Source organism: Gracilibacillus halotolerans, from assembly GCF_014206945.1.
Classification (GTDB): Bacteria; Bacillota; Bacilli; order Bacillales; family Amphibacillaceae; genus Gracilibacillus; species Gracilibacillus halotolerans.
In genome coordinates, this window is record NZ_JACHON010000002.1 from 70,542 (window position 1) to 91,527 (window position 20,986).

13 protein-coding genes are annotated in these 20,986 nt (G+C 36.4%); 7 read left to right on the top strand and 6 right to left on the bottom strand.

Annotated elements, in window-relative coordinates:
* The first annotated feature begins 81 nt into the window (after window positions 1–81).
* From GGQ92_RS04275 to GGQ92_RS04285, 3 genes are all read left to right on the top strand, one after another.
* Complete coding sequence (locus GGQ92_RS04275; protein ID WP_246384067.1) at window positions 82–675, top strand: YesL family protein; 594 nt, start codon at window positions 82–84, stop codon at window positions 673–675.
* Window positions 676–863: 188 nt separating this feature from the next.
* The gene (locus GGQ92_RS04280; RefSeq protein WP_184244953.1) at window positions 864–4,349 is read left to right on the top strand and encodes a carbohydrate binding domain-containing protein; all 3,486 of its coding nucleotides are present in this window, start codon (window positions 864–866) and stop codon (window positions 4,347–4,349) included.
* A gap of 240 nt (window positions 4,350–4,589) precedes the next feature.
* Window positions 4,590–5,609, top strand: a complete 1,020-nt coding sequence (locus GGQ92_RS04285; RefSeq protein WP_184244955.1) for a LacI family DNA-binding transcriptional regulator — start codon at window positions 4,590–4,592, stop codon at window positions 5,607–5,609.
* A gap of 65 nt (window positions 5,610–5,674) precedes the next feature.
* On the opposite strand, the gene GGQ92_RS04290 is transcribed toward GGQ92_RS04285, so the two are convergent.
* Together GGQ92_RS04290 and GGQ92_RS04295 are read right to left on the bottom strand one after the other, a co-directional pair.
* Entirely contained in the window at window positions 5,675–7,510 is a 1,836-nt protein-coding gene (locus GGQ92_RS04290) for a methyl-accepting chemotaxis protein (protein WP_184244957.1), read from the bottom strand.
* Between the two features lie 226 nt (window positions 7,511–7,736).
* A complete protein-coding gene (locus GGQ92_RS04295) occupies window positions 7,737–10,853 on the bottom strand; it encodes a glycosyl hydrolase (RefSeq protein WP_184244959.1) in 3,117 nt (1,038 codons plus the stop codon).
* A 399-nt stretch (window positions 10,854–11,252) separates the two neighbouring features.
* On the opposite strand from GGQ92_RS04295, the gene GGQ92_RS04300 reads away from it, so the two are divergent.
* Window positions 11,253–14,405: a hypothetical protein gene (locus GGQ92_RS04300; RefSeq protein ID WP_184244961.1), complete on the top strand. Its 3,153-nt coding sequence runs from the start codon at window positions 11,253–11,255 to the stop codon at window positions 14,403–14,405.
* 41 nt (window positions 14,406–14,446) lie between these two features.
* Here the strand turns inward: GGQ92_RS04300 and GGQ92_RS04305 are convergent, their stop codons facing one another.
* Window positions 14,447–15,316 carry a LysR substrate-binding domain-containing protein gene (locus tag GGQ92_RS04305; RefSeq protein ID WP_184244963.1) on the bottom strand — a complete coding sequence of 290 codons (870 nt, stop codon included), beginning with the start codon at window positions 15,314–15,316 and terminating at the stop codon, window positions 14,447–14,449.
* Window positions 15,317–15,462: 146 nt separating this feature from the next.
* On the opposite strand from GGQ92_RS04305, the gene GGQ92_RS04310 reads away from it, so the two are divergent.
* Complete coding sequence (locus GGQ92_RS04310) at window positions 15,463–16,440, top strand: DMT family transporter (RefSeq protein ID WP_184244965.1); 978 nt, start codon at window positions 15,463–15,465, stop codon at window positions 16,438–16,440.
* 51 nt (window positions 16,441–16,491) lie between these two features.
* On the opposite strand, the gene GGQ92_RS04315 is transcribed toward GGQ92_RS04310, so the two are convergent.
* From GGQ92_RS04315 to GGQ92_RS04325, 3 genes are all read right to left on the bottom strand, one after another.
* Complete coding sequence (locus GGQ92_RS04315; protein WP_184244967.1) at window positions 16,492–17,028, bottom strand: DUF2812 domain-containing protein; 537 nt, start codon at window positions 17,026–17,028, stop codon at window positions 16,492–16,494.
* Window positions 17,029–17,332: 304 nt separating this feature from the next.
* On the bottom strand, window positions 17,333–17,497 hold the full coding sequence (locus tag GGQ92_RS04320) for a hypothetical protein (RefSeq protein WP_184244969.1): 165 nt from the start codon (window positions 17,495–17,497) through the stop codon (window positions 17,333–17,335).
* Between the two features lie 97 nt (window positions 17,498–17,594).
* Window positions 17,595–18,737, bottom strand: coding sequence for a GNAT family N-acetyltransferase (locus GGQ92_RS04325; protein ID WP_184244971.1), 1,143 nt, complete (start codon window positions 18,735–18,737; stop codon window positions 17,595–17,597).
* Window positions 18,738–18,884: 147 nt separating this feature from the next.
* On the opposite strand from GGQ92_RS04325, the gene GGQ92_RS04330 reads away from it, so the two are divergent.
* Both GGQ92_RS04330 and GGQ92_RS04335 read left to right on the top strand, forming a co-directional pair.
* Window positions 18,885–19,868 (top strand): beta-ketoacyl-ACP synthase III, encoded by a 984-nt coding sequence (locus GGQ92_RS04330; protein ID WP_184244973.1) that lies wholly within the window; start codon window positions 18,885–18,887, stop codon window positions 19,866–19,868.
* Entirely contained in the window at window positions 19,858–20,982 is a 1,125-nt protein-coding gene (locus GGQ92_RS04335) for an ATP-grasp domain-containing protein (RefSeq protein WP_184244975.1), read from the top strand. The genes GGQ92_RS04330 and GGQ92_RS04335 overlap by 11 nt, the downstream gene beginning before the upstream one ends.
* Window positions 20,983–20,986: the final 4 nt, after the last annotated feature.

Sequence of the window (20,986 nt, forward strand, 5' to 3'; positions counted from 1 at the left end):
AGTGTGGTCTGATGGTTGATAGATTCTATTATTTAATAGAAATTACAGGAATGCGATGAAGAGGTGCTCAAGTTGGGAAACATGATTTTTAAAATTGCCGATATCATTTATAGATTTGTAGCCTTAAATCTTATATGGTTATTATTTTTCATTATGGGATTAGGTGTTTTAGGATTCATGCCAGCTACCGTAGCGTTGTTTTCGGTTATTCGGAAATGGTTAATGGGTGAGAAAGATTTACGACTATTTCATCTCTTCTTTTCCTATTATAAATCCGAGTTTATTCGCTCCAATATATTAGGATGTATCTACTTCATTGCATTCTATATTATTTATGTAAACTATGCGTTCGTTCCTTATTTTTATGATGAGCAGTTCCATATTTTCTTATATATTATTATTTTCTCTGTAGCAGTGATTGTTTTTATGAGCTTTATGAATCTATTCTCTATGATGGCTCATTTTGAATTTAAGCTTTTACACTATTTAAAAGTTTCGTTCGGTCTTGTCTTTTTTAGACCGATGAACACATTGATGCAATTGGTTTGGTTTCTAGCTTATTATATTCTATCGATACAATTTCCAACTATTTTTATTGTTATTGGTATTAGTGTATTTGCATTTGTCCTAATGGCAATCAACTACAAAACATTTATAACGTATAAAGAGAGGTAACGAGACAGCATTGTTAGGTTACATAGAGCAACTGTGCTTTAGGAAATGCTGCCAGAAATACATTTGTGATTAACCTAAAGATAGAAGAAGTGTTTCCGATCACTTGGAAACAAACTAGAAATAGATGAATATGTAACGAAACTTTCTTTTATAACCTCGATCCATTTTGAAAATTTAGGAGGTTTACGATGTTTAAGAAAAGTTTAAGTATGTTTCTAGTGATTCTATTAATTTGTACGCATTATAGCACTACTGTCCTTGCTAATCCTCAAGATGAATCGGTGGAGGTCGGCGATAGTTTTGGAGATTGGACGTTAGTATGGCATGACGAATTTGATGGAAATGAGTTAAATGAAGAAAATTGGAGAATTGACACCGGTAATGGTTTTATCGATGGTAACGGAGAATTCATTCACGGCTGGGGAAATGAAGAGCTCCAATACTATCAAGAAGATAATGTTTCTGTTGAAGATGGTTATCTAGTTCTTGAGGCGAAAGAAGAGACGGTACATTACCCGGATCATGGAAGAGAAACTTTCCATTATACATCAGGGAAAGTAATATCAGATGGTGGGAGATTTAACAAAAAGTATGGTAGGTTTGAAGCGAGAATGTCTTTACCGAAGGGGCAAGGATTTTGGCCGGCATTTTGGATGATGCCAGCAAATGATGAGTATGGTGCTTGGGCGGCATCTGGAGAAATCGATATAATGGAAAACGCAGGTAATTCCCCTAATAAAATAGGTGGTGCCATCCATTATGGCGGAGAATGGCCGAACAACACTTTCACCGCAAAAGATTATTATTTTCCTGAGGGAAGAGATATTACAGATTTTAACGTGTATGCAGTGGAGTGGGAGCCGGGTGAAATTCGTTGGTACGTGAATGACGAGCTTTATCAAACGGTAAACAATTGGGATACTACAGGTAATGGAAATCCTGCAAAATTCACTTATCCAGCGCCATTTGATCAGGAATTTCATATAATTCTAAATTTAGCAATTGGTGGTCATTATGGTGGTAATCCTGACGAAACAACTGAGTTTCCTAACAAAGTCCTTGTAGATTATGTAAGAGTGTATGACTTAACAGGTAGAGAGTATCGAGAGCCTGTAGAGCCAACTTTTGAGGGAGCACCTTTGCCTGAGAATGCAAAAGAGGCAGTTGAAGGTAATTATATTTATGATACTGGCTTTGAGCAAGGTTTTACGGAAATACGTACGGATGCAGAAGCGGAGACGAATTGGAATCGTAATTATTGGAATTTTCTACATTTAGAACAATTCAATGGCTCAGGCTCAGTATCTGTAGACTCCATTGATGATAAGCCATTTGCAAAAGTAGAAATTGAGAATGGCGGTAATCAGTCGCATTCCATCCAGTTAATCCAAGATGTTACCGTAACAACTGGTAGATGGTACAAGCTTAGCTTCGATGCGAAATCTACTACAAATCGACCGATGAATGTAAAAATTGGTGGAGGAGCTGAAAGAGGCTGGAGTGCATATTCTCCAAATCGCGATTATGAGTTAACAGATGAGACGCAATCGTATGAGATGACGTTTCAAATGCAACAAGAGTCTGATGCATCAGCTCGACTTGAATTCAATGTTGGAAACAATGCGAATCCAGTTTGGATTGGTAATGTACGGTTAGAGGAAGTTGAGCCTGTAGATCCGTACAACGAGGATGGTCCTAAAACTCCTTTAGCGGATGGTAACCATATTTACAACGGTACATTTGATTTAGGCAGACTTGATCGATTAACATATTGGGATTTTCTAACAGATGGAGCAGAAGCGAATGTGTCTGTTCAGCCAGAAGCTCGTGAATTAAATGTTAGCATATCAAATGGTGGTTCGGAAAAAGAAGCAATTCAGATAAAGCAACGTGGAATTCAGCTGAGAGAACGTGATGAATATCAGTTAACGTTTGAAGCTAGAGCAGAAGAAGCAAGAGATATAGATGTTGCCTTTGTTAGTGAGGATGGGGAAAACGTGTATGTAGCAGAGACGTTTTCACTTTCTACAACAATGGAACAACATGAGATGTTAGTTACGATGGATGCACCTACTGATATCGAAAGTCAATTAGTATTCATGCTAGGTGGGAACGGCAACGATGTTACGATTGATAATGTGAGACTCGTTCGATTGACGGACCACCACGCCGGTGTTTCGTTAGAGGATGCCTTCCCATTAAAGAATGGAAATTTCACACATAGTTTGTTACATTGGACATCACACGTGCAAGGTGAACATGAACCTGGTATTTCGGAAGCTACTTTTGAAATTACAGATGGTGAACTAGTTTCTACGGTTACAAATGCAGGCTGGGAGCCATGGCATGTTATGCTAGAGCAAAGTAACTTAGATTTAAAAGAAGGAAACACATATATTTTAGAGTTTGATGCTAAGTCATCAATTAACCGAGAAATAGAAATTGCTGTAGAAAATAGTTCCTATGAACGCTATTTCCATACAGTTATCGAACTAACGGAGGAAATGTCTACGTATTCTTTTGAAATAGATATGGGTACGAATGATGCAGTAGCTCTCAAGTTCTTGCTAGGTAATTCCGATGCTGATGAACATTCCTTTCACTTTGATAATGTAAAATTAGAAGTGAAGGGTGAGAGAGAAAAGTATTTCCCGCTAGAAAATGGAGATTTTTCAAAAGAGCTTGAAGAATGGAATCCACATGTCCAAGGTGATCATGAACCCGATGTTTCTGAAGCTACTTTTGATGTTGTCGATGGTGAACTAAAGGCATCTATCATAAATGCTGGTTGGGAACCGTGGCATGTGTTGATTGATCAAGGTAACCTTAATCTAAGAGCTGATAATACGTATATCTTAACGTTTGATGCAAAGTCTTCAGTAGATCGTGATATAGAGGTTGTTGTGGAAAATAGCTCTTACCATCGATATTTTCATTCGGCTATTGAATTGACAGACACGATGCAGACATTTTCTTATGAATTTGAAATGGATGCGGATGATATAGGAGCATTAAAATTCTTGCTAGGTAATACGGACATTGGTGAGCATGAAGTTTACTTGGATAATGTTCGTCTAGAAGTAAAAGGAGCGCGTGAAGTTCTGGAAGAGGAAACGGTGGAGGGTGAGGAACCAACTCCACCTGGAAATGAAGAAGAAGATCCAGATGATTCTGAAAATGATGAAGACAATGAATTAGAAGAAAGAATTAGCCAGTTAGAACAATTAATTGATGAGCTAACATCTAAAATCGAGCAACTAGAAAGCCACTCGGATTTGTTAGAGCTAGAGAAGAGAATTCAAGGACTAGAAGAACAGTTAGCTGAACTGAGAAAAGAGTATAGTCATGTAGAGGAGTCCTTTACTTTGCTTGAGCAAGAGCTTTCTGATTTGAAACGAGAAATGGAGCTTTTGAAGGAGCAGTATAATAACGAAGAAGATAAAAGGGAAGAAAATCCTTCAAGTGACGATTCGAATCAGGAATCAGGTGATAATTCGGACGAGGTAGAATCTCCTGAGAGAGATTCAAAAGCCGAAAATTCACAGGAAACTACAGATAAGGATGAACATATACTTCCAGATACAGCAACAAATCAATTCAACTATTTACTCATTGGCTTGTTGTTTATAGTGGCAAGTGGGATTCTGCTATACTTTAGAAAGAAGAGAGTGTAATAGTGAATGTGGCCTTCCTCGATTCTTGTCGGAGAAGGCCATAATAATACATGTTGGATAGTTGTGACCTTTATGAAGATGGAGATTTATAGCAAATTAGTATAGGAAAAATTAGTTTCTTTTGCTATAGTTATACTAACAATTACCAATTTTAGTTTAATAAAAAAGAGAGCAAAATAGCAAAAAGACACAATCAACGCGCCTAAAAATAGAAACGTTTTAATAAGGGGGGACATCCTATTGGTAACCATTTATGATGTAGCTAAAAAGACTGGATATTCGATAACAACAGTATCCAGAGCATTAAATAATTACTCCGATGTAAGTGAAAAGACAAAGAAAGTCATTGTGAAAACTGCTGAAGAGATGGGATATTTTCCGAATTCGTTTGCACGCTCATTAACAATGAAGAAATCCTTTACTCTCGGTGTAATTTTCGTGGAAGATTTAGGAGTTGGGATGAAGCATCCCTTCTTTAGTGCAGTTATCGAGGACTTTAAAAGAAGAGTCGAAAAATTTGGATATGATTTAATTTTTATAAATAGATACATTGGAAACGAAAAGAAAAGCTATATTGATCATGCGTACTATCGTGGTGTTGATGGCATTATCGTTGTTTGCTCGAATTACGATGATCCGGAGGTTGTAAAGCTTATTGAATCCCCACTACCAAGTGTTGTGTTAAACGTACATACCGACAAAACAAACGTAGTATACAGCAATAATGGTCATGCGTGTGAGTTAGTAATGGACCATTTATTTTCACTAGGTCACACAAAAATTGCACATATAGCTGGTGCTAGTGATACATTTACAGGAAAAGAAAGAGTGAATGGTTATAAACTAGCATTAGATAAATATGACATTCCTTTTAAGGATACGTATATTGTGGATGGAGGCTACTTTTCTTACGAGGGTGGCTATGAAGCAATGAATCGATTGCTAGCGTTAGATGAAGTACCAACAGCAGTTTTTGCCTCTGGTGACATCATGGCAATGGGTGCGATTAAGGCTATAAAAGACGCAGGACTGACTGTTCCTGATGATGTATCGATTGTTGGATTTGATGATATCGAGCTTGCTAAGCATATCACGCCAAGTCTAACAACGATTCGTCAAAATACAGAGCTGATAGGTAAGAAGGCTGCAGATTTGCTTATCAATCAAATAAATAATAAAGATGAAGATTATTCTGCTGTTATGCTACCTGTTGAATTAATAGTGAGAGAATCCACGCAGGATATTACAAATAAAGAATAAGAAGAGCTCCTAGTTTATTTACTATCAATAGACTGGGAGCTCTTTTATTGTAAGGATATTCTAAATTAATTATCGTTACTTACCATTTTATCCTCGTGTATTTCATCACTGTTTTCATTGTTGTCAGTCGTAGATGTATCTACTTCATATTCTTCTATGTGTAAATCAATGATAGTATCACTATCATTAGATAAGGAGTGATGAACGGTAAATTGCTTCATTGCCTTATTTAAATTACTAGCTGCGTGATACAAATCATCCGAATGATGGTTTATCTCATCGATGACCTTGTTTTGTTCATGTATCGATTGATTGGCTTCTGTAATGTAATCTGTTGTTTTATTCGATAGATTAGATAATTCCTCAAGCGATGTATTAATTTCATCACTTTCCCTCGTCATCGTTGATAAATTCGTGTAAATATTGTCTATGTTATCAGCTAAAGTGTGAATGGATTTCTCCGTTCTAACTAAGTTCATAATATTTTGCTCCATCTTTTTTTGCTCATTAATTGTTTTCTCATTAGAAGATTGAAGCACTATTTTTACTTGATTGGCTTCTTGTTCGATACCTTCTGTAATTATGTTTATATTATGAATCGATTGATTTACTTCTTGTGATAATTTTCTAATTTCGTCCGCAACGACAGCAAAGCCTTTTCCATAATCCCCAGCTCTTGCAGCTTCAATGGAAGCATTTAGTGCCAGAAGGTTTGTTCTTTCTGCAATCTCCGTTATAAGTTCGGTAATTTGAACAATGTCTCCTGCTCTTTCGACTAATACATTTACTTTTGAGACAGAGTTTGCGACGGATTCATTAATAGCATCGATATTGTTAACCGTCTCATTCATTAGAGAAATACCTTCTTTTGTATCAGCCGAAACTTCTAGAGATGATTCTTTCATTTTGGCGCTAAATTGTTCAATAGAGTTAATGCGCTCATTAAAGTTATTATTTGTGCTAGAAATTTGAACTATGGCGGCGGATTGCTCCTCTACAATCGTGATTAGTTCTTTTAGTGTATTGGATACATTTCTACTTACTCCATTCAAGAACGTAGCAGATTGTTCTAAATCACCACTTTTGCTATTAATACCAGTAGAAACTGTCGTAATCTCTTTTAGAATATTTTCCATTCCGTCTTTCATTGTATTCAGAGATTGTGAGATTCTTGAAAATTCATCCTCTCCGTAGACGGTTAAGGCTTCAGTAGTTAAATTCCCATTCTCAATATCTTCGCTAAATCCAAGTATATTCTTTAAGCGCTTCCTTACGTCCAAACTAACGATAGCTAATATGATAATCCCAACAATCACGGATAGGAGTATCGAGAGAATCAGAATAAGTGTCGTTCTTTCAAAGCTACTAGATGTGGCGTCTTCTGCAGCAGCTCTTTCTTCTTCAAAGATGCTTCGTAATTGTTCCAATGAAAAAGAGCTTTGTTGGTAATTTCTCCGTGCATTATCCAACGTCCGTCTGTTTAAATTATCGGACGTTTCACTTTCTCTTAATGCCGCATACTCATTAAAGCTTTCAATAATTTCCGCGTCATTCTCGAGCACTGTATTTAATAAAAATTGCTTATTCTCAGAATCTATATAAGGTTCAATAGCTGTTAAAAGTCGATTAAAAGCCTCTATTGTTTCCTCGAAATTACTGGCGCTATGCTGATTTGGAGCAACAATATGTTGACCTAACAGGGAATAGCGTTCCTGTATTAGTAAATCCATCTCCATTAGTCTCGTTGAATTTTCCGTACTCTGATTCATGACCTTGACTTGACGTTCTGTATCCGTTAGTAATAAATGAATAAAAAAAGCTGATGTTACGAATAAAATAATTGTAATAGCATAAACAGATCCATATTTAAATGTTAAGTTTTTATTTGACCATTTCCACATAATACTCATCCTTTGCGCATTGAAGTATTTCAATCCAATTTAGTCTTAAGACGATAAATGTTAAATCGATAATAGTAAAAAAGACATGAGAATAAATGCTTATTATTAGTGCGAAAATATAATCCTTTTCAAATTAAGGATTTTGCAAAGTAAATGTATCATTTCGTATAGTAGAGCTTGTCCGCTATTAAGAAGACAAGCTCTTCATCTATACTAGAGCATTGCGTTATTTTTCAAAGGTAAACCAATCTGTTGAATATTGTGGTCCTTCTCTCTCGTACGTAAAGCTATATTGCACGGTATCCCCAGGTGTAAGGTTGATAATCCGTTCCCACGTGCCATTCACTTCGTCCATTCGGTAATTCAATTGTGGTTGATTATTGATTATGATATGGACATCTACATAATTTGCTCCTATAGTTGGTTGGAAAAATAATCTTGAATTATTGTCATTTATATTGGTAATACCAGCAGTGTAATGGTCATGTTCATGTAATTCATCATTATCCTCATTATTGTCATCATTCGAACTTGCAACGAACTCAAACCAATTAACATTCATTAAATCATCGTCTGGATTTCCTGCAAAGACGAGATATAAATCATGTTTGCCTTGAACATCAACATTTCCAGTGAATGTTTGCCATTCTTGCCATCCACCTGTGTTTGTTATGTCGACGGATCCAACTAACGGACCATTTGGACTGCCGGTACGGAGCTCTATTGTTCCTCCAGACGTATCACTAGCAGCTCGAACATTAATAGAAGAAGCTCCATCTTGAAAATTCACGTTGCTATATTTTACCCAGTCGCCGTTTGATATCCAGCCGATATTTTCGTTACCAGAGTTATCCTCTGTTTCTTCTATTTCAATTCCAGACATCTCATCGAATGATTGAGCTTGGATGACGGAATAAGGATTTCGTTCCTCTGGTTCTGGGTCTGGCTGATTCGGTTCACCAGGATCATCTGGTTCACCTGGTTGGTCAGGTTGCCCGGGATCTCCATTTCCAATATTAAAGCTATTTGGTTCTACTGTTATCGAATGACCATCTGAGAACTGCACGGTAATAGGTGAATTGGAATAGTTATAAGCTACATACGTGCGTTCACCATTTTTGTTAAATACAGCATAGATAGGGTGGTCAGCTGTAACAGTTGGATCTACCTGGCCTAAAACATTTAAATTATGAACCCAGTGGTACGTTTGAGCTTTCGTACTTCCACGTTCAATGATAGATTCATCTCCAGGATTGAATGTATCATAATTATCTATTTTCGCTTCCATTTGCTGAATAGCATCAGACGGGTCTATGAGTGAACGATACATCCACACCATATTGGACCATAAATTCCAATCAGTAGAACCGTTCCGTGTTTTAATTGCTTGGTATGCTCTCTCCACATAGTCAGGATGATGTCCTAAATATAGGGAACCACCATGGAAAGGAAGCCAACTTATTGCATATTTCTCTACTAATCCCGATTGCCACCAAGTAGCAAAATCCATCTTGCCTCCCCAGTTAATCGTAACGATTTCAGGTCCGTATTCTTCGGGATGAACTTCTTCATGGACATCAAAGAAATATTCATTAATCGCGCTCATCTCTGTAGTATATAAATAGATTGCACGATCTCTTAATTCCGTATTCCCTGTTGCTTCCGCCCATAAAATAACGTTTGTCCAAGCATGCATCGCTTCAGAGGAAGATTCTTGGTTGTTACCAGAGTCAAAGGTTGCTAGACCGTCTGCCCATGAGTTACCAGAGTATGGGTCAAACATCCGAATATAAGGGAATAATTGATCATCTCTTCCACCAGCAAAATCTCGTATTAGTAAATTAATCATTCCACCCCAATTTTCGTCCGCAGCCCACTCTGGATCTGTACGTGCAATCTCTGCAGCTGCTTTGACAAAATAGCCATAATGGAAATGGTGATCGTTAATACGAATAGCAGAACTATGTGCTGCATGATAGCCTAATATTGTTCCCCAGTTTTCGTTGTAATAAAATAGATTTTTACCTTTAATGTTTCCATTGGAGTCGGTAGCTTTTAACCAATCTTCCAAGATAGACTTTAATTCGCCACGGAACTCTTCAGCTATTTCTGTTTCTCCCATCTGGTCAGCAATCGGAGCTAGTGTTGCTAATTTCCCTAAATATTTTCCTAACTCATACGTATCCGATCCCGTAGGATAATGGGATCTAGCATCCTCCAAATATTCTCTTAATTTATTTTTATCATAGCTACCAAGGTCGGGTAACGATGGTAAGACTCCATTGTAGGTTAAATCTGTTTGAAAACTTTTTCCTTCTAGTAATTTCATATTTCCGCGAATCGTATGAATCGTATAGTCATGGAGTAAGTGATTCTCTGAGGTTTGTGCAATGTTGCGATATTGATGTGGATACAAAGCAAATAAAGTTGCATCAGGTGCGCCTGGTGCTTTTGCTTCTGTTGTAACTTGGAAAGTTGTAGTTACCGAGCCAGTATTGTCGTCATACTCATAGTTAGCAGTAGCATTTCTAACAATGGAATAGGCGTATTCTTCATATTTTTCTAACATAGCCGTATTACGATCTGGAAGTTTAGCAACGGAAATATAATCAGAGTTATTTAGTAACTCTTGTGTGCTGACACCTGACCAGTTTTCACCTGGTGGTGCGAAAGCAGCGTAATGTTTATTATCGTGTGTTGAGAATCCAATAACATTTCCATTGTTTGCCCAGATATCGGGTGCTATATCAAATGAAAGTTTTGCAGAACCGCCTTCGTACTCAACAAAGATGAAAGGAGAACCAACACCATATGTCACACGCATATTTGAAGCACCATCTTCGAGTTTGCTTCTAACATACCAATCGTTATAGTCATCTACGAGAGCATGCTGGAAATTGCTTGTATTGGAATGTTGGATTAAAAAGTCAGTTCCAATCGCACCGTTTATATGCCACGTACCAGCAGTTGGATTTTCATGCACAACAAAATTATGTGGAGCATCATAGAAAACATGAAATCCTTCTGCGCGATGGCGAATACTAAATGGATGCGGGTATTGATTCATAGAGAACTGATCAACCGCAAGGGATCCCCACCAAGTGTTAGTTGGCATAGGACCTGTTACATTTTCTGTTCGATAAATTGTTTCAGGTGGTTCGCCTTGCTGATCGATGAATCCGGGATCTGAAATGCCATCATAATCAATGGTAGGAAATTCAGTAGTATAACTACCTTGTCCAATTTTAGTTTCATTTGTGTTGGCTTTTGCTTCTTCTATAGGAAGGACAAATACAACAACGACTAATACGAGCATCCATAGCAATACTTTCTGGTGCCTCATTTAACTCCTCCTAAATATTTAGTGATGTTTGAATGCAGCGTTAAGTCATCCCTCCTTTTAAAATCAAAGCGCTTTCATTTTAAAATAAAATATACCAAAGCGCTTTGGCTACATTCCTTATTAATAGAATAGTCTGTTTATGGTTCTATCGTCAACATATTTTAATAGTTTCTTTTAAAAAAGTTCTTTTTACCTATGGAATCTTAAATTAAAAACATTAGTAAAACGTATCATGATAAGTTTTATACAATATAAACATTTATAGAAATTTACCTAATACGCTTACTGCTTTGTCCTGTTGACAAATAGTTATAAGTAATATATTATAACTCCAAAGCGCTTTGGTGATGTTAGGGATATTATATTGGAATTTAACATAATTGAAGAAGGGTGGTTACTATGTATAAATTACTGAATGATCAAACATTTAGAATAGAGAATTATCAGACTAAAAGTCCATTTTCTAGTTTTTTACCAGGTCTAGCTGGTGAAGATGGTATCCCTATGTGGGTATTTTACGTTAATAGAGGGCAGGGAATCGCTAGCTTTGGAGTGGAAAATAAAGATAATGCTATGACAGAGTTTTATCCTGCTGATAAAGCTTATCAAATGGTACCTTTACAAGGGTTCAGAACATTTATAAAAGGAAAACGAGAAGGACATACTTTTAGTTATGAAGCGTTTAATCGTTCACATCCGATGATAAAAGATAGTATGGAAATTGGCGAGAATTGGTTAGAAATTCAACATCATAATACATATGACCAACTACTAATGGATGTCACTTATTACAATCTGCCGAATCAATCTATTCCAGGATTAATAAGAGAAGTTACGATTCAAAATGAAAGCGATAACAAACTCAAATTAGAATTAATGGACGGTTTAGCTACATTATTCCCACCTAATGTAGAGTATGAGGGATACAAATCAATCAGTCATACTTTAAAAAGTTGGTTCGACGTACAGCTAGTAGACCAACAATTTGGTTACTATTTTATGAGAGGTAGTACTGCAGATGAAGCAAAGGTATCACAAAATGAGAAAGGAAATTTTTATGTATCATTACTAGAAACAAAACACGGAGAATCTCTTATTTCTCCTGTATATGATAGAAATTTAGTTTTTGGAGATGATCTCTCATTAAGACATGCTAATTATTTTGAAGCACATCCTTTGGAGAATCTACTTACCATTGAACAAGTTGCTACGAACAAGACCTCGTGCGGCTTTACTCCCGTGGTTCAAGAGTTGGAGGCAAACGAGTCGATTAAACTTTATACCGTTATTGGTCAAGTAGATACTGTAGATGAAGCACGTAATTTTATTAAGAATCATATTTCTAGTGAAAAATTTAAGTCTTACCAAAAAGCCGCTATTGAAATATCAAAGGATTTAACCCAAAGAGTCGAAACAAAAACGGCTATAACATCGTTTGATGCATATGTGAAGCAAAACTTTTTGGATAATGGACTACGTGGTGGTTTTCCAATTGTTTTTGAGAATGATAGAGATAAACAAGTTTTCTATTTATATTCTCGTAAACATGGAGATCTAGAAAGGGATTATAATTACTTTACGATTAGCGCCTCTTTTTATTCGCAAGGAAATGGGAATTATCGAGATATGAATCAAAATAGACGACTTGATGTGTTGCTTGAACCACGAGTTGAAGATAAAAACATTAAACATTTTGTCAATCTTATTCAATTAGATGGATATAACCCATTAGCGATTAAAACTGTAAGTTTCAGTCTAAATGAAAAGAATATCGATTTAACTACCTATGGGTTTCCAAAAGAATTGTATCAATCATTTTTGAATCTGTTAACGGACGGCTATACACCTGGCGATATCAAAAGCTTCATGTTAAAAAGCAATGTAAAATTAAGCGCTCCATTTGAGGTGTTTCTAACAGATTTGCTAACGGCAAGTGACGAAGTATTAGAAGCGGAGCATGGAGAAGGCTTTTGGATTGACCACTGGACGTATAATCTAGATTTGATTGACAGTTATTTAGCTATATATCCGGATAAATTACAAAGTCTTTTCTTTGAAGAGGAATATCGATTTTATGATAGTCCAGCCTTTGTAAACCCACAAGAAAGTAAGTATGAGTATACAGACGGAAAAGTCCGTCAATATAATGCATTAACTCTGGATGAACCAAAAGTTAACGAATCCGGAGCGAATGGACAATGGTTACGAGCTAATAATAAAAAAGAAGAGATCTTCACAACAAATTTATTCTCTAAACTGTTTTTACTTGCAGCCAATAAGACTTCCACGATTGCTCCATATGGACTTGGAATTGAAATGGAAGCAGGGAAACCAGGTTGGAACGATGCGCTAAATGGTTTGCCAGGAATGTTAGGTGCTGGAGTCTCAGAGCTTTATGAACTGAAAAGATTGTTGAATCAATTAAATGTAAGTGACTTTTCCTCTGAGAGTCATGTTTCACTACCAAAGGAAGCCGGAATTTTTATTGAGAATTTATCAAATGTCTTAACCTCTCACGGAGATAAAAAGTTGGATTTAACATTATGGAAGAAGATAACGGAGGTGCGTGAAGCGTATCGAGCATCCATTTTAAATGGAATCACAGATGAACGATTTACTTGTAGCATCAAACAGGCGCTGAATAAGATACGAATAATGAGTCAAATCGTTGATCAAGCAATCCAAGCAGTAGAGTCGTTTCGTGAGGACCTTGTTCCAACATATTTTTATTTTGAAGCAGAGTTTTCTCCAGAAGAAAAGACGGTAACAAAAATAACCCCGCATGCTGTTCTCCCTTTTTTAGAGGGAATAGTGAAACAAATGAAGCTAGCTAACGATGTAGACGTTGCGAGGTCCATTTATGAAAAAGTGAAGCAATCCGATTTATATGATAAAAAGCTAGGGATGTATAAAACAAGTGTTTCTATTAAAGAGGAACCAATCGAGCTAGGTAGAGCTAAATTCTTTACACCAGGATGGTTGGAGAATGAGTCAATCTTTCTTCATATGGCATATAAATACTTGTTAGAACTGTTAAAGTCAGGTCTATATGATGAATTTTTCGAAGAGATAAAAACTGGCCTTGTCGTGTTTCATGATCCGGCTGTTTATGGTAGAAGCATACTAGAAAATTCATCCTTTATTGTTAGTAGTGCAAACCCAGACCCTTCTATTCATGGCAAAGGATTTATTGCTAGATTAAGTGGTTCCACTATTGAATTCTTGCATATGTGGTTTGCGATGTTTGTCGGTCAAAAGCCATTTCGATATGAAAATGAGCAGCTTATCTTTCAATTAGATCCAAAGCTTCCAAGCTGGTTATTTACAGAGGAAGGCAATGTACGTTTTAAATTATTTAGCAGTATTGATGTTACGTATGAAAACAAACAACGAAACAATACGTATGGAGAGATCGGTGTAAAGCCGGTAAGATATACTTGCATACTGAAGAGTGGGGAAGAGATAACGATTGAAAATGATAGGTTAATAGGAGAATTAGCAGAAAAGATTCGCTCTAAATCAGTAGCGTCTATTCATGTTCAATTAGCCTAAATCTAAAAGAGCAGTCCGGCTTATATTAATGGACTGCTCTTTTACATACTTGCTATTGTAAATTCGTTTTCTTCTATTGTATCGATAAATTTTTGAATGGTAGGTGTTAAATGGGTATCTTTTCTTCTTATAAATACAGTTCGTATTTTACTATATTGTTCAGGAAGCGAATGAAAGTATAATTGACGTTCTTCATGCAGTTTCTTCACTTCTGAAATCGGTACGAAAGCTACGCCAAGTCCCACGACAGCACTTCGCAAAATCGTTTCTAATGTTCCAAACTCCATTATTTTACTCGGCTTCATCTGTTGATCCTTAAACCAATTCATCAGTCGAGCACGATAGCCGCAACCTTCGCTAAAACATAATACCGTCTTATCTTGTAACGCCTCTACACTTGAGAGGTTCGTATCAGATACTATTACAAGCTCTTCCTCAAAAACGTTGTGAGAAATTATGTCAGAAGGGAAGTCTCTTTCGGTTACAAACGCACCATCCAATTTATGATTTAAGACGTCGCTCACTAATGATTCCGTAACACCTGTAAAAAGAGATAAGTCGACTTTTTTATATTGTTTCACATAGCTCGAAAGGATTTTTGGCAAATGAATAACGGATTCTATCGTTCCAATCTCCAATTTACCAGATGGTTCTTGATCTGTTTGAACGGACTGTTCCATATCTTCTTTTAAGGATAATAGTTTGCTAGTGTAGGTTAATAGTCGCTTTCCTTCAGGAGTAAGACTCATTCCCCGTCGATGCCGGTTAAACAGTGGTGTTTTCATTTCAGCCTCTAGTTTACGAATGCGAGAGGTAATATTGGATTGAACATAATTTAATTCTCTTGCAGCTCCAGTAATCGTTCCCTTTTCTGCGACTAACTGAAAAATCTCTAAATCTTTAAACTCCACTTTAAAACCCTCCTTCGGTTTTATTTTCTAGTATTATGATATCAATATAAATGATGGCTGTAAATCATTATTATTCATTTTACAAGATACCTAAGTGGGATGATAATGGATATAGCAAAGATATATCGCACGGGGGTGGAAGTAACATGAAGAATAATGTATTAGTAGGAGCTTTTTTGTGTTTTATTGCGGCTGTCTCATGGGGAGCAATGTTTCCTGTTGCTCATTCCGCATTTAATCATATTGATCCTTTTTATTTTACGATGATTCGATATGGTGTAGTAACTGTAATATTAGTAACGATGCTTTTGTGGAAGGAAGGGAAAAAAGCTTTTCGTCTTGAAGGGAAGGGCTTATCTCTATGGTTTTATGGAACAATGGCATTTACCGTTTATAACCTTTTCATATTCTGGGGAGAAGATTTATTAGGAGAACCAGGAGTAATGGTGGCTTCTATTATGGAGGCATTAATGCCAATGATTTCTATCGTTATTATCTGGGTGCTTTTTAGAAAACGTCCGCACTCCTTTACATTGACGTGTGTCATTATTGCTCTAATTGGTGCTTTTATGGTAATTACAAAAGGGGATGTTGGTTCCTTTTTAACAGCTACAGAAGATATCTTTCCTAACTTACTTATTTTCTTGGCAGTAGTAGGTTGGGTAGTTTATACAATGGGAAGAGACAAGTTTAATGGTTGGTCAGTATTACGTTACTCCACATTAACTTGTTTACTAGGTACGTTAACTGCAGGAGTGTTCGTCCTAGTTGCGACGTTAATTGGATATGTTTCAGTCCCTTCGATAGAAGTAGTTACAACAACTGCTCCTCATTTATTGTTTATGATTGTGTTTCCTGGGTTGATTGCACTTCTTGGTTGGAACGAAGGGGTATCTGTATTGAAACCAATTAATGCGTTATTGTTTATTAACTTTGTTCCAGTAACTACTTTAGTAGTTTCCATTTATCAGGGCTATCAAGTAACAGTGTTTGATGTTCTTGGAACCATACTTATCATTATAACTCTGTTAGCCAATAACCTATTTGTTAGATGGCAAAAGAAGAAAGTTAAAGTTACACAGAGCTCCTACCAAAGGGGTCTTAGAGAAAGAACTTCATCATAAATACGTATCTTGCTCTTACAATAATGTGTTGTAGGAGCAAGATTTTTAATATCATTTACTTTTTAGCCGCTTAACCTTCTTCGTTAGTGAATACGCAATGAGTAGAAAAATTAGACCGAGTATTAGAAAGAAAAGATTGAATAAGTAGTCTTGATCCGCAATATTCATAGTGGTAACAACAACAAAATCAATAATCGCAAAAAGTAGGCAAATAACAGCTAGACTATACCAAACGAAACTGATTTTCTTGTAATAACGACTTTTAGCCTCTAAATCAGTATTTATGGAGAAGTCTCCTAATGAAGACTTTTTCCTAAAGTAATACCAATTATGAATAGATGTAACGAACGTAGCTTTATCTTTTTTCATCGATTGAAGAAACATGTCCTCATTATCTTTATCATCTTGTTGAAAAAGACTAATTTGAAATGTATATTCTCCCGGCTCACACGTTTCAAAAACGTAGTATCCATTTTCAAAGTTACGTAATGCATATCCATCTTTACTCATGGCATTTAACCATTCTTCTTCTTTTTCAAAGTCTAGAAACATATGCTTAAACATGCTTCGACGTATTTTTTTCGTCATTTCTAATAATCCTCTCTAACTTTTGCTAAGGACTTACCTAAGAGATAGAGCCCTCTTTACGCATAACAAATTCACGGTCCATAGCGCGCCTGCCACGGTCTATAGAAAGTAGTCACGGTCCATAGCGCGCCTGCCACAGTCTATAGAAAGTAGTCACGGTCCATAGCGCGCCTGCCACGGTCTATAGAAAGTAGTCACGGTCCATAGCTCATCCGCCGCGTCTATAGAAAGAAACATGGTCCATATACCCCAATGGAAGATACTAGTTTAAGACAATTAATCTATCAAACCACAAAAAAATAGACTATCTTCGATTCTTCTCTCTCACCGTAAGTATTTGCACATCTGATCCACATTTTTGCCGGACCAATTTTCTCGCTTCGGCAGGAGATCTTGCCGGTACAGTCATTATTTGATTGATATTCTCTGCGTCTATTTCAACATCAAAGTATTTTGTTCCACAACGCACATTAAATCCTCCTCATAAAAGAAGTAATTACTAATATTATATAAGTAAGAACTGATTATAAACAAACAATCAATGTTGTACCTGCTTACATTAAATATCAAAACTTAAATTTCCTTTGTAACATGGTGCCTACTTTATTATAAACCGATGAAAAAATCCTCCATACCAACCTTTGTTTTAATGGTAAGTGCTTGGAATAGAAGAATATGTACTCCAGTTCATTTCGGGATCCTCTTAACTTTTTGAAGTCTGCTACTCCAGCGCTCCGATGGATATTTGCTTGTAATTTAAATCCTTCTGAAGTTAATAAATACGTGAGTATTCGATATAATCCATCTTCCCGAGGAACATTCGTATCATAACCCAATAGAGGTGCTGTTATCGTATCCTCTATTTGAAAGTATCCAAGCACACCTTTTAAATGATCCTCCTGATCAAATACCCCAATCATTTTCAAAAAGTTATGTTCCCAAGCAGTGGCAATAAATGATTCATTAAATTGCGGGTTATGTCTCGAATATTTATCAATATATAATTTATTGTATATAGCTACAATATTTTTAAAGTACTTAGTATCCTCGATTTCCTTAACACTGTATGTGGCATTTTCCTCGATAAGTTTTTTATCCCTTATTAATTGCTTTCGTTGACTCCGTGTTAAATCAGATAACGATTTCGCTTCAAATAATAAAATGGATCGACTTAATACCGATTGATACTTTAAATTTTTTAAATGATTGTATACTCCGGGAACAAAACTCTCACATATAGACCGAAAGACAATTGCGTGTTTTGGAAAACATTCGGTTAGATAGTCAGTTATCTTCTTTAATTCTGTTTTAGACATATCATAGTAAAGATTCGTTGATAATAACCAGTTGTTCACAATGACTGTTTGATTTAATCCACCAAACTTTAGCACTTGTCCAAAGCCAGTGAGAACTTTGTCCAAAAACCATTCTAAGCGAGGACTACCAAGTTCCCACAATTCTTCTCTTGCATAGGTAATGTACTGATTATATAGAGATACAACGTAGGATGAATCATCAACCGTATTCATAACGGTTACAGGCAAAAACAAGTCATTTATTTGTAGCAAATGCATTTCTGCGGATACATTATCGATATAAGCAGCCGGCTGATTCCTTACCAATTCTTGCAAGTATGCTAAATGCTCTTGTTTGTAATTTGTTGTATCGAGTTGTTTTATTGTATGTGAGTCATAAAGACGAATAACCATGTAAACCTCCGATAAAACGTAATCACTATATAACTATTATGCTGGAAAACTAACTAGATTGTAAAATATCATCTTTAAAAAATATGATTGTTTGATATGATTATCTATGATGTTATGTCATATAATCAGAACAAAGGCGGAAAAAAGATGAGAAATGTTAGAATAAGAAGTATGGAAAAACAACTTCCGACAAGAATTGTTACATCGGAAGAAATCGATAAAAAATTAGGTCTTCCTAATGGATGGACGGAGAAGAAGTCTGGAGTAAAGCAACGCCACTATGTAGAAAATGAAACTGCGTCTGATTTAGCAGCACAAGCAATTGTAAAAGCATTAAATAAAGCAGATTTATCTTTAGATGACATAGATGCTATTATTTGCACGAGTGGAACGATGGAACAGGCTATTCCGTGTACAGCGGCACTCATCCACGAAAAACTGGCTCCAAACAAACCTATCCCAGCATTTGACATTAATTCTACTTGCTTAAGCTTTGTTACGGGATTGGATGTTATATCTCACCTTATTCATAGTGGTACATATAAGAGAGCGATCCTTGTATCGAGTGAAGTAGCATCAGTTGGACTAAATGATAAGCAAAAAGAAAGCTATGTGCTTTTTGGTGATGCTGCAGTTGCTTGTATCATTGAACAATCAGACAAAATGGAAGCTTCGAAAATATATGCATCTAAGATGGAAACCTATAGTGAAGGTGCACACTACACAGAAATACGCGGCGGAGGGACAGGATTGCATCCGAATTTCCCTCATGATCCGGAAGATAACTTATTTGATATGAATGGAAGAAAGATATATAAATTAAGTGCTAGAGTCATACAACCATTTGTTAGCCAGCTTTTAGAGACGGCGAATTTACAAATGGAGGACTTGAAAGCAGTTGTCCCTCATCAAGCTAGTGGGATGGCAATGAGACTAATAGGAAAGAAACTCGGTATTCCAGCTCATAAACTAGTTAATGTTATTGAGAATTATGGTAATACAATCGCAGCTTCCATTCCGCTTGCGCTACATGAAGCGATTCAGCGTGGCGACATTCAAAGAGGTGATACAATTATGTTACTTGGGACTTCTGCTGGTTTATCTGTAGGAGGAATCGTTCTTGACTACTAAACGAATTCTCGTAACTGGGGCTAGAGCACCTGCAACACTTGAGCTAATGAAGAATCTAGCAAACCATGGTTGCACAGTGTATGCGGTAGACTCTGTTCCTTTTGCGCTCGGGTTTTATACGAAGTGGGTTGAGAAATACGAGGTCATCCCAGCAGCGAAGCAAGAGACTACTAAATTTATACATAGATTAATAGACCTCATTCAACGATATGAGATTGACTTACTAATCCCTACTTGTGAAGAGATTTTTTATATTGCGCAATATAAAGAAGAGTTAGAAGCGTATACATCCGTCTTTTGCGAGAGTATCGCTCGATTGGCTGGTCTTCATCATAAATATCAATTTATAGAATTAGCTAAATCGTTTGGATTACAGGTTCCTGCTACAAATCTCTGTACAGATAAAAGACTGCTGAAAGATGTAGATAATAAAATTGCAAAACCTGTATTTAGTAGGTTCTCAACTAATGTCGTGAAATTAGATAATCAAAACATCGATAAGCTACACATAAATACTAAGAATCCTTGGGTGATTCAAGATTACATAGAAGGAACAGAATTTTGTTCTTATAGTATTGTTAAAGAAGGAGAATTACTAGCCCATGCTGTCTATGAAAGTAAGTTTCATGCTGGTGATGGTGCAACGATTCAATTTCAATCCGTTTATCATGAGGCAATAAACAGCTGGGTAACATCATTTGTAAAAAACTTTAAATTTAGCGGCCAAATTGCTTTTGATTTTAGGGTGAATCCTAGCGGCGAGGTTTTTGCAATTGAATGTAATCCGCGACTGACTAGTGGTATTCACTTGTTTCGAAATCGGTCGCTTGTACAAGCTTTTTTTGGACAAGGCGATAAAATTCTGAAACCTCAAGAGGAACCGATGAAGATGACGCTCCCTATTCTGTTATATCTTCTCCCGAATATAAGAAAAAATGGAGTTACTTCAACGCTCCAAACCCTGTTTCAAGGTAAGGATATAGTTTGGGATAAAGAGGATAGAAAGCCATTTTGGAAGCAAGTATTTTCTTATTATCAATTTTGGCGATTGGCTAGAAAACATAAAATATCTACAATGGAAGCAACGACTTACGATATATCATGGGATGGGTGAAGGT

Coding starts and splice junctions, on each gene's coding strand:
- GGQ92_RS04275 (WP_246384067.1), top strand. CDS start 82: ATGATTTTTAAAATTGCCGATATCATTTATAGATTTGTAGCCTTAAAT.
- GGQ92_RS04280 (WP_184244953.1), top strand. CDS start 864: ATGTTTAAGAAAAGTTTAAGTATGTTTCTAGTGATTCTATTAATTTGT.
- GGQ92_RS04290 (WP_184244957.1), bottom strand. CDS start 7,510: ATGTGGAAATGGTCAAATAAAAACTTAACATTTAAATATGGATCTGTT.
- GGQ92_RS04295 (WP_184244959.1), bottom strand. CDS start 10,853: ATGAGGCACCAGAAAGTATTGCTATGGATGCTCGTATTAGTCGTTGTT.
- GGQ92_RS04300 (WP_184244961.1), top strand. CDS start 11,253: ATGTATAAATTACTGAATGATCAAACATTTAGAATAGAGAATTATCAG.
- GGQ92_RS04310 (WP_184244965.1), top strand. CDS start 15,463: ATGAAGAATAATGTATTAGTAGGAGCTTTTTTGTGTTTTATTGCGGCT.
- GGQ92_RS04315 (WP_184244967.1), bottom strand. CDS start 17,028: ATGACGAAAAAAATACGTCGAAGCATGTTTAAGCATATGTTTCTAGAC.
- GGQ92_RS04325 (WP_184244971.1), bottom strand. CDS start 18,737: ATGGTTATTCGTCTTTATGACTCACATACAATAAAACAACTCGATACA.
- GGQ92_RS04330 (WP_184244973.1), top strand. CDS start 18,885: ATGAGAAATGTTAGAATAAGAAGTATGGAAAAACAACTTCCGACAAGA.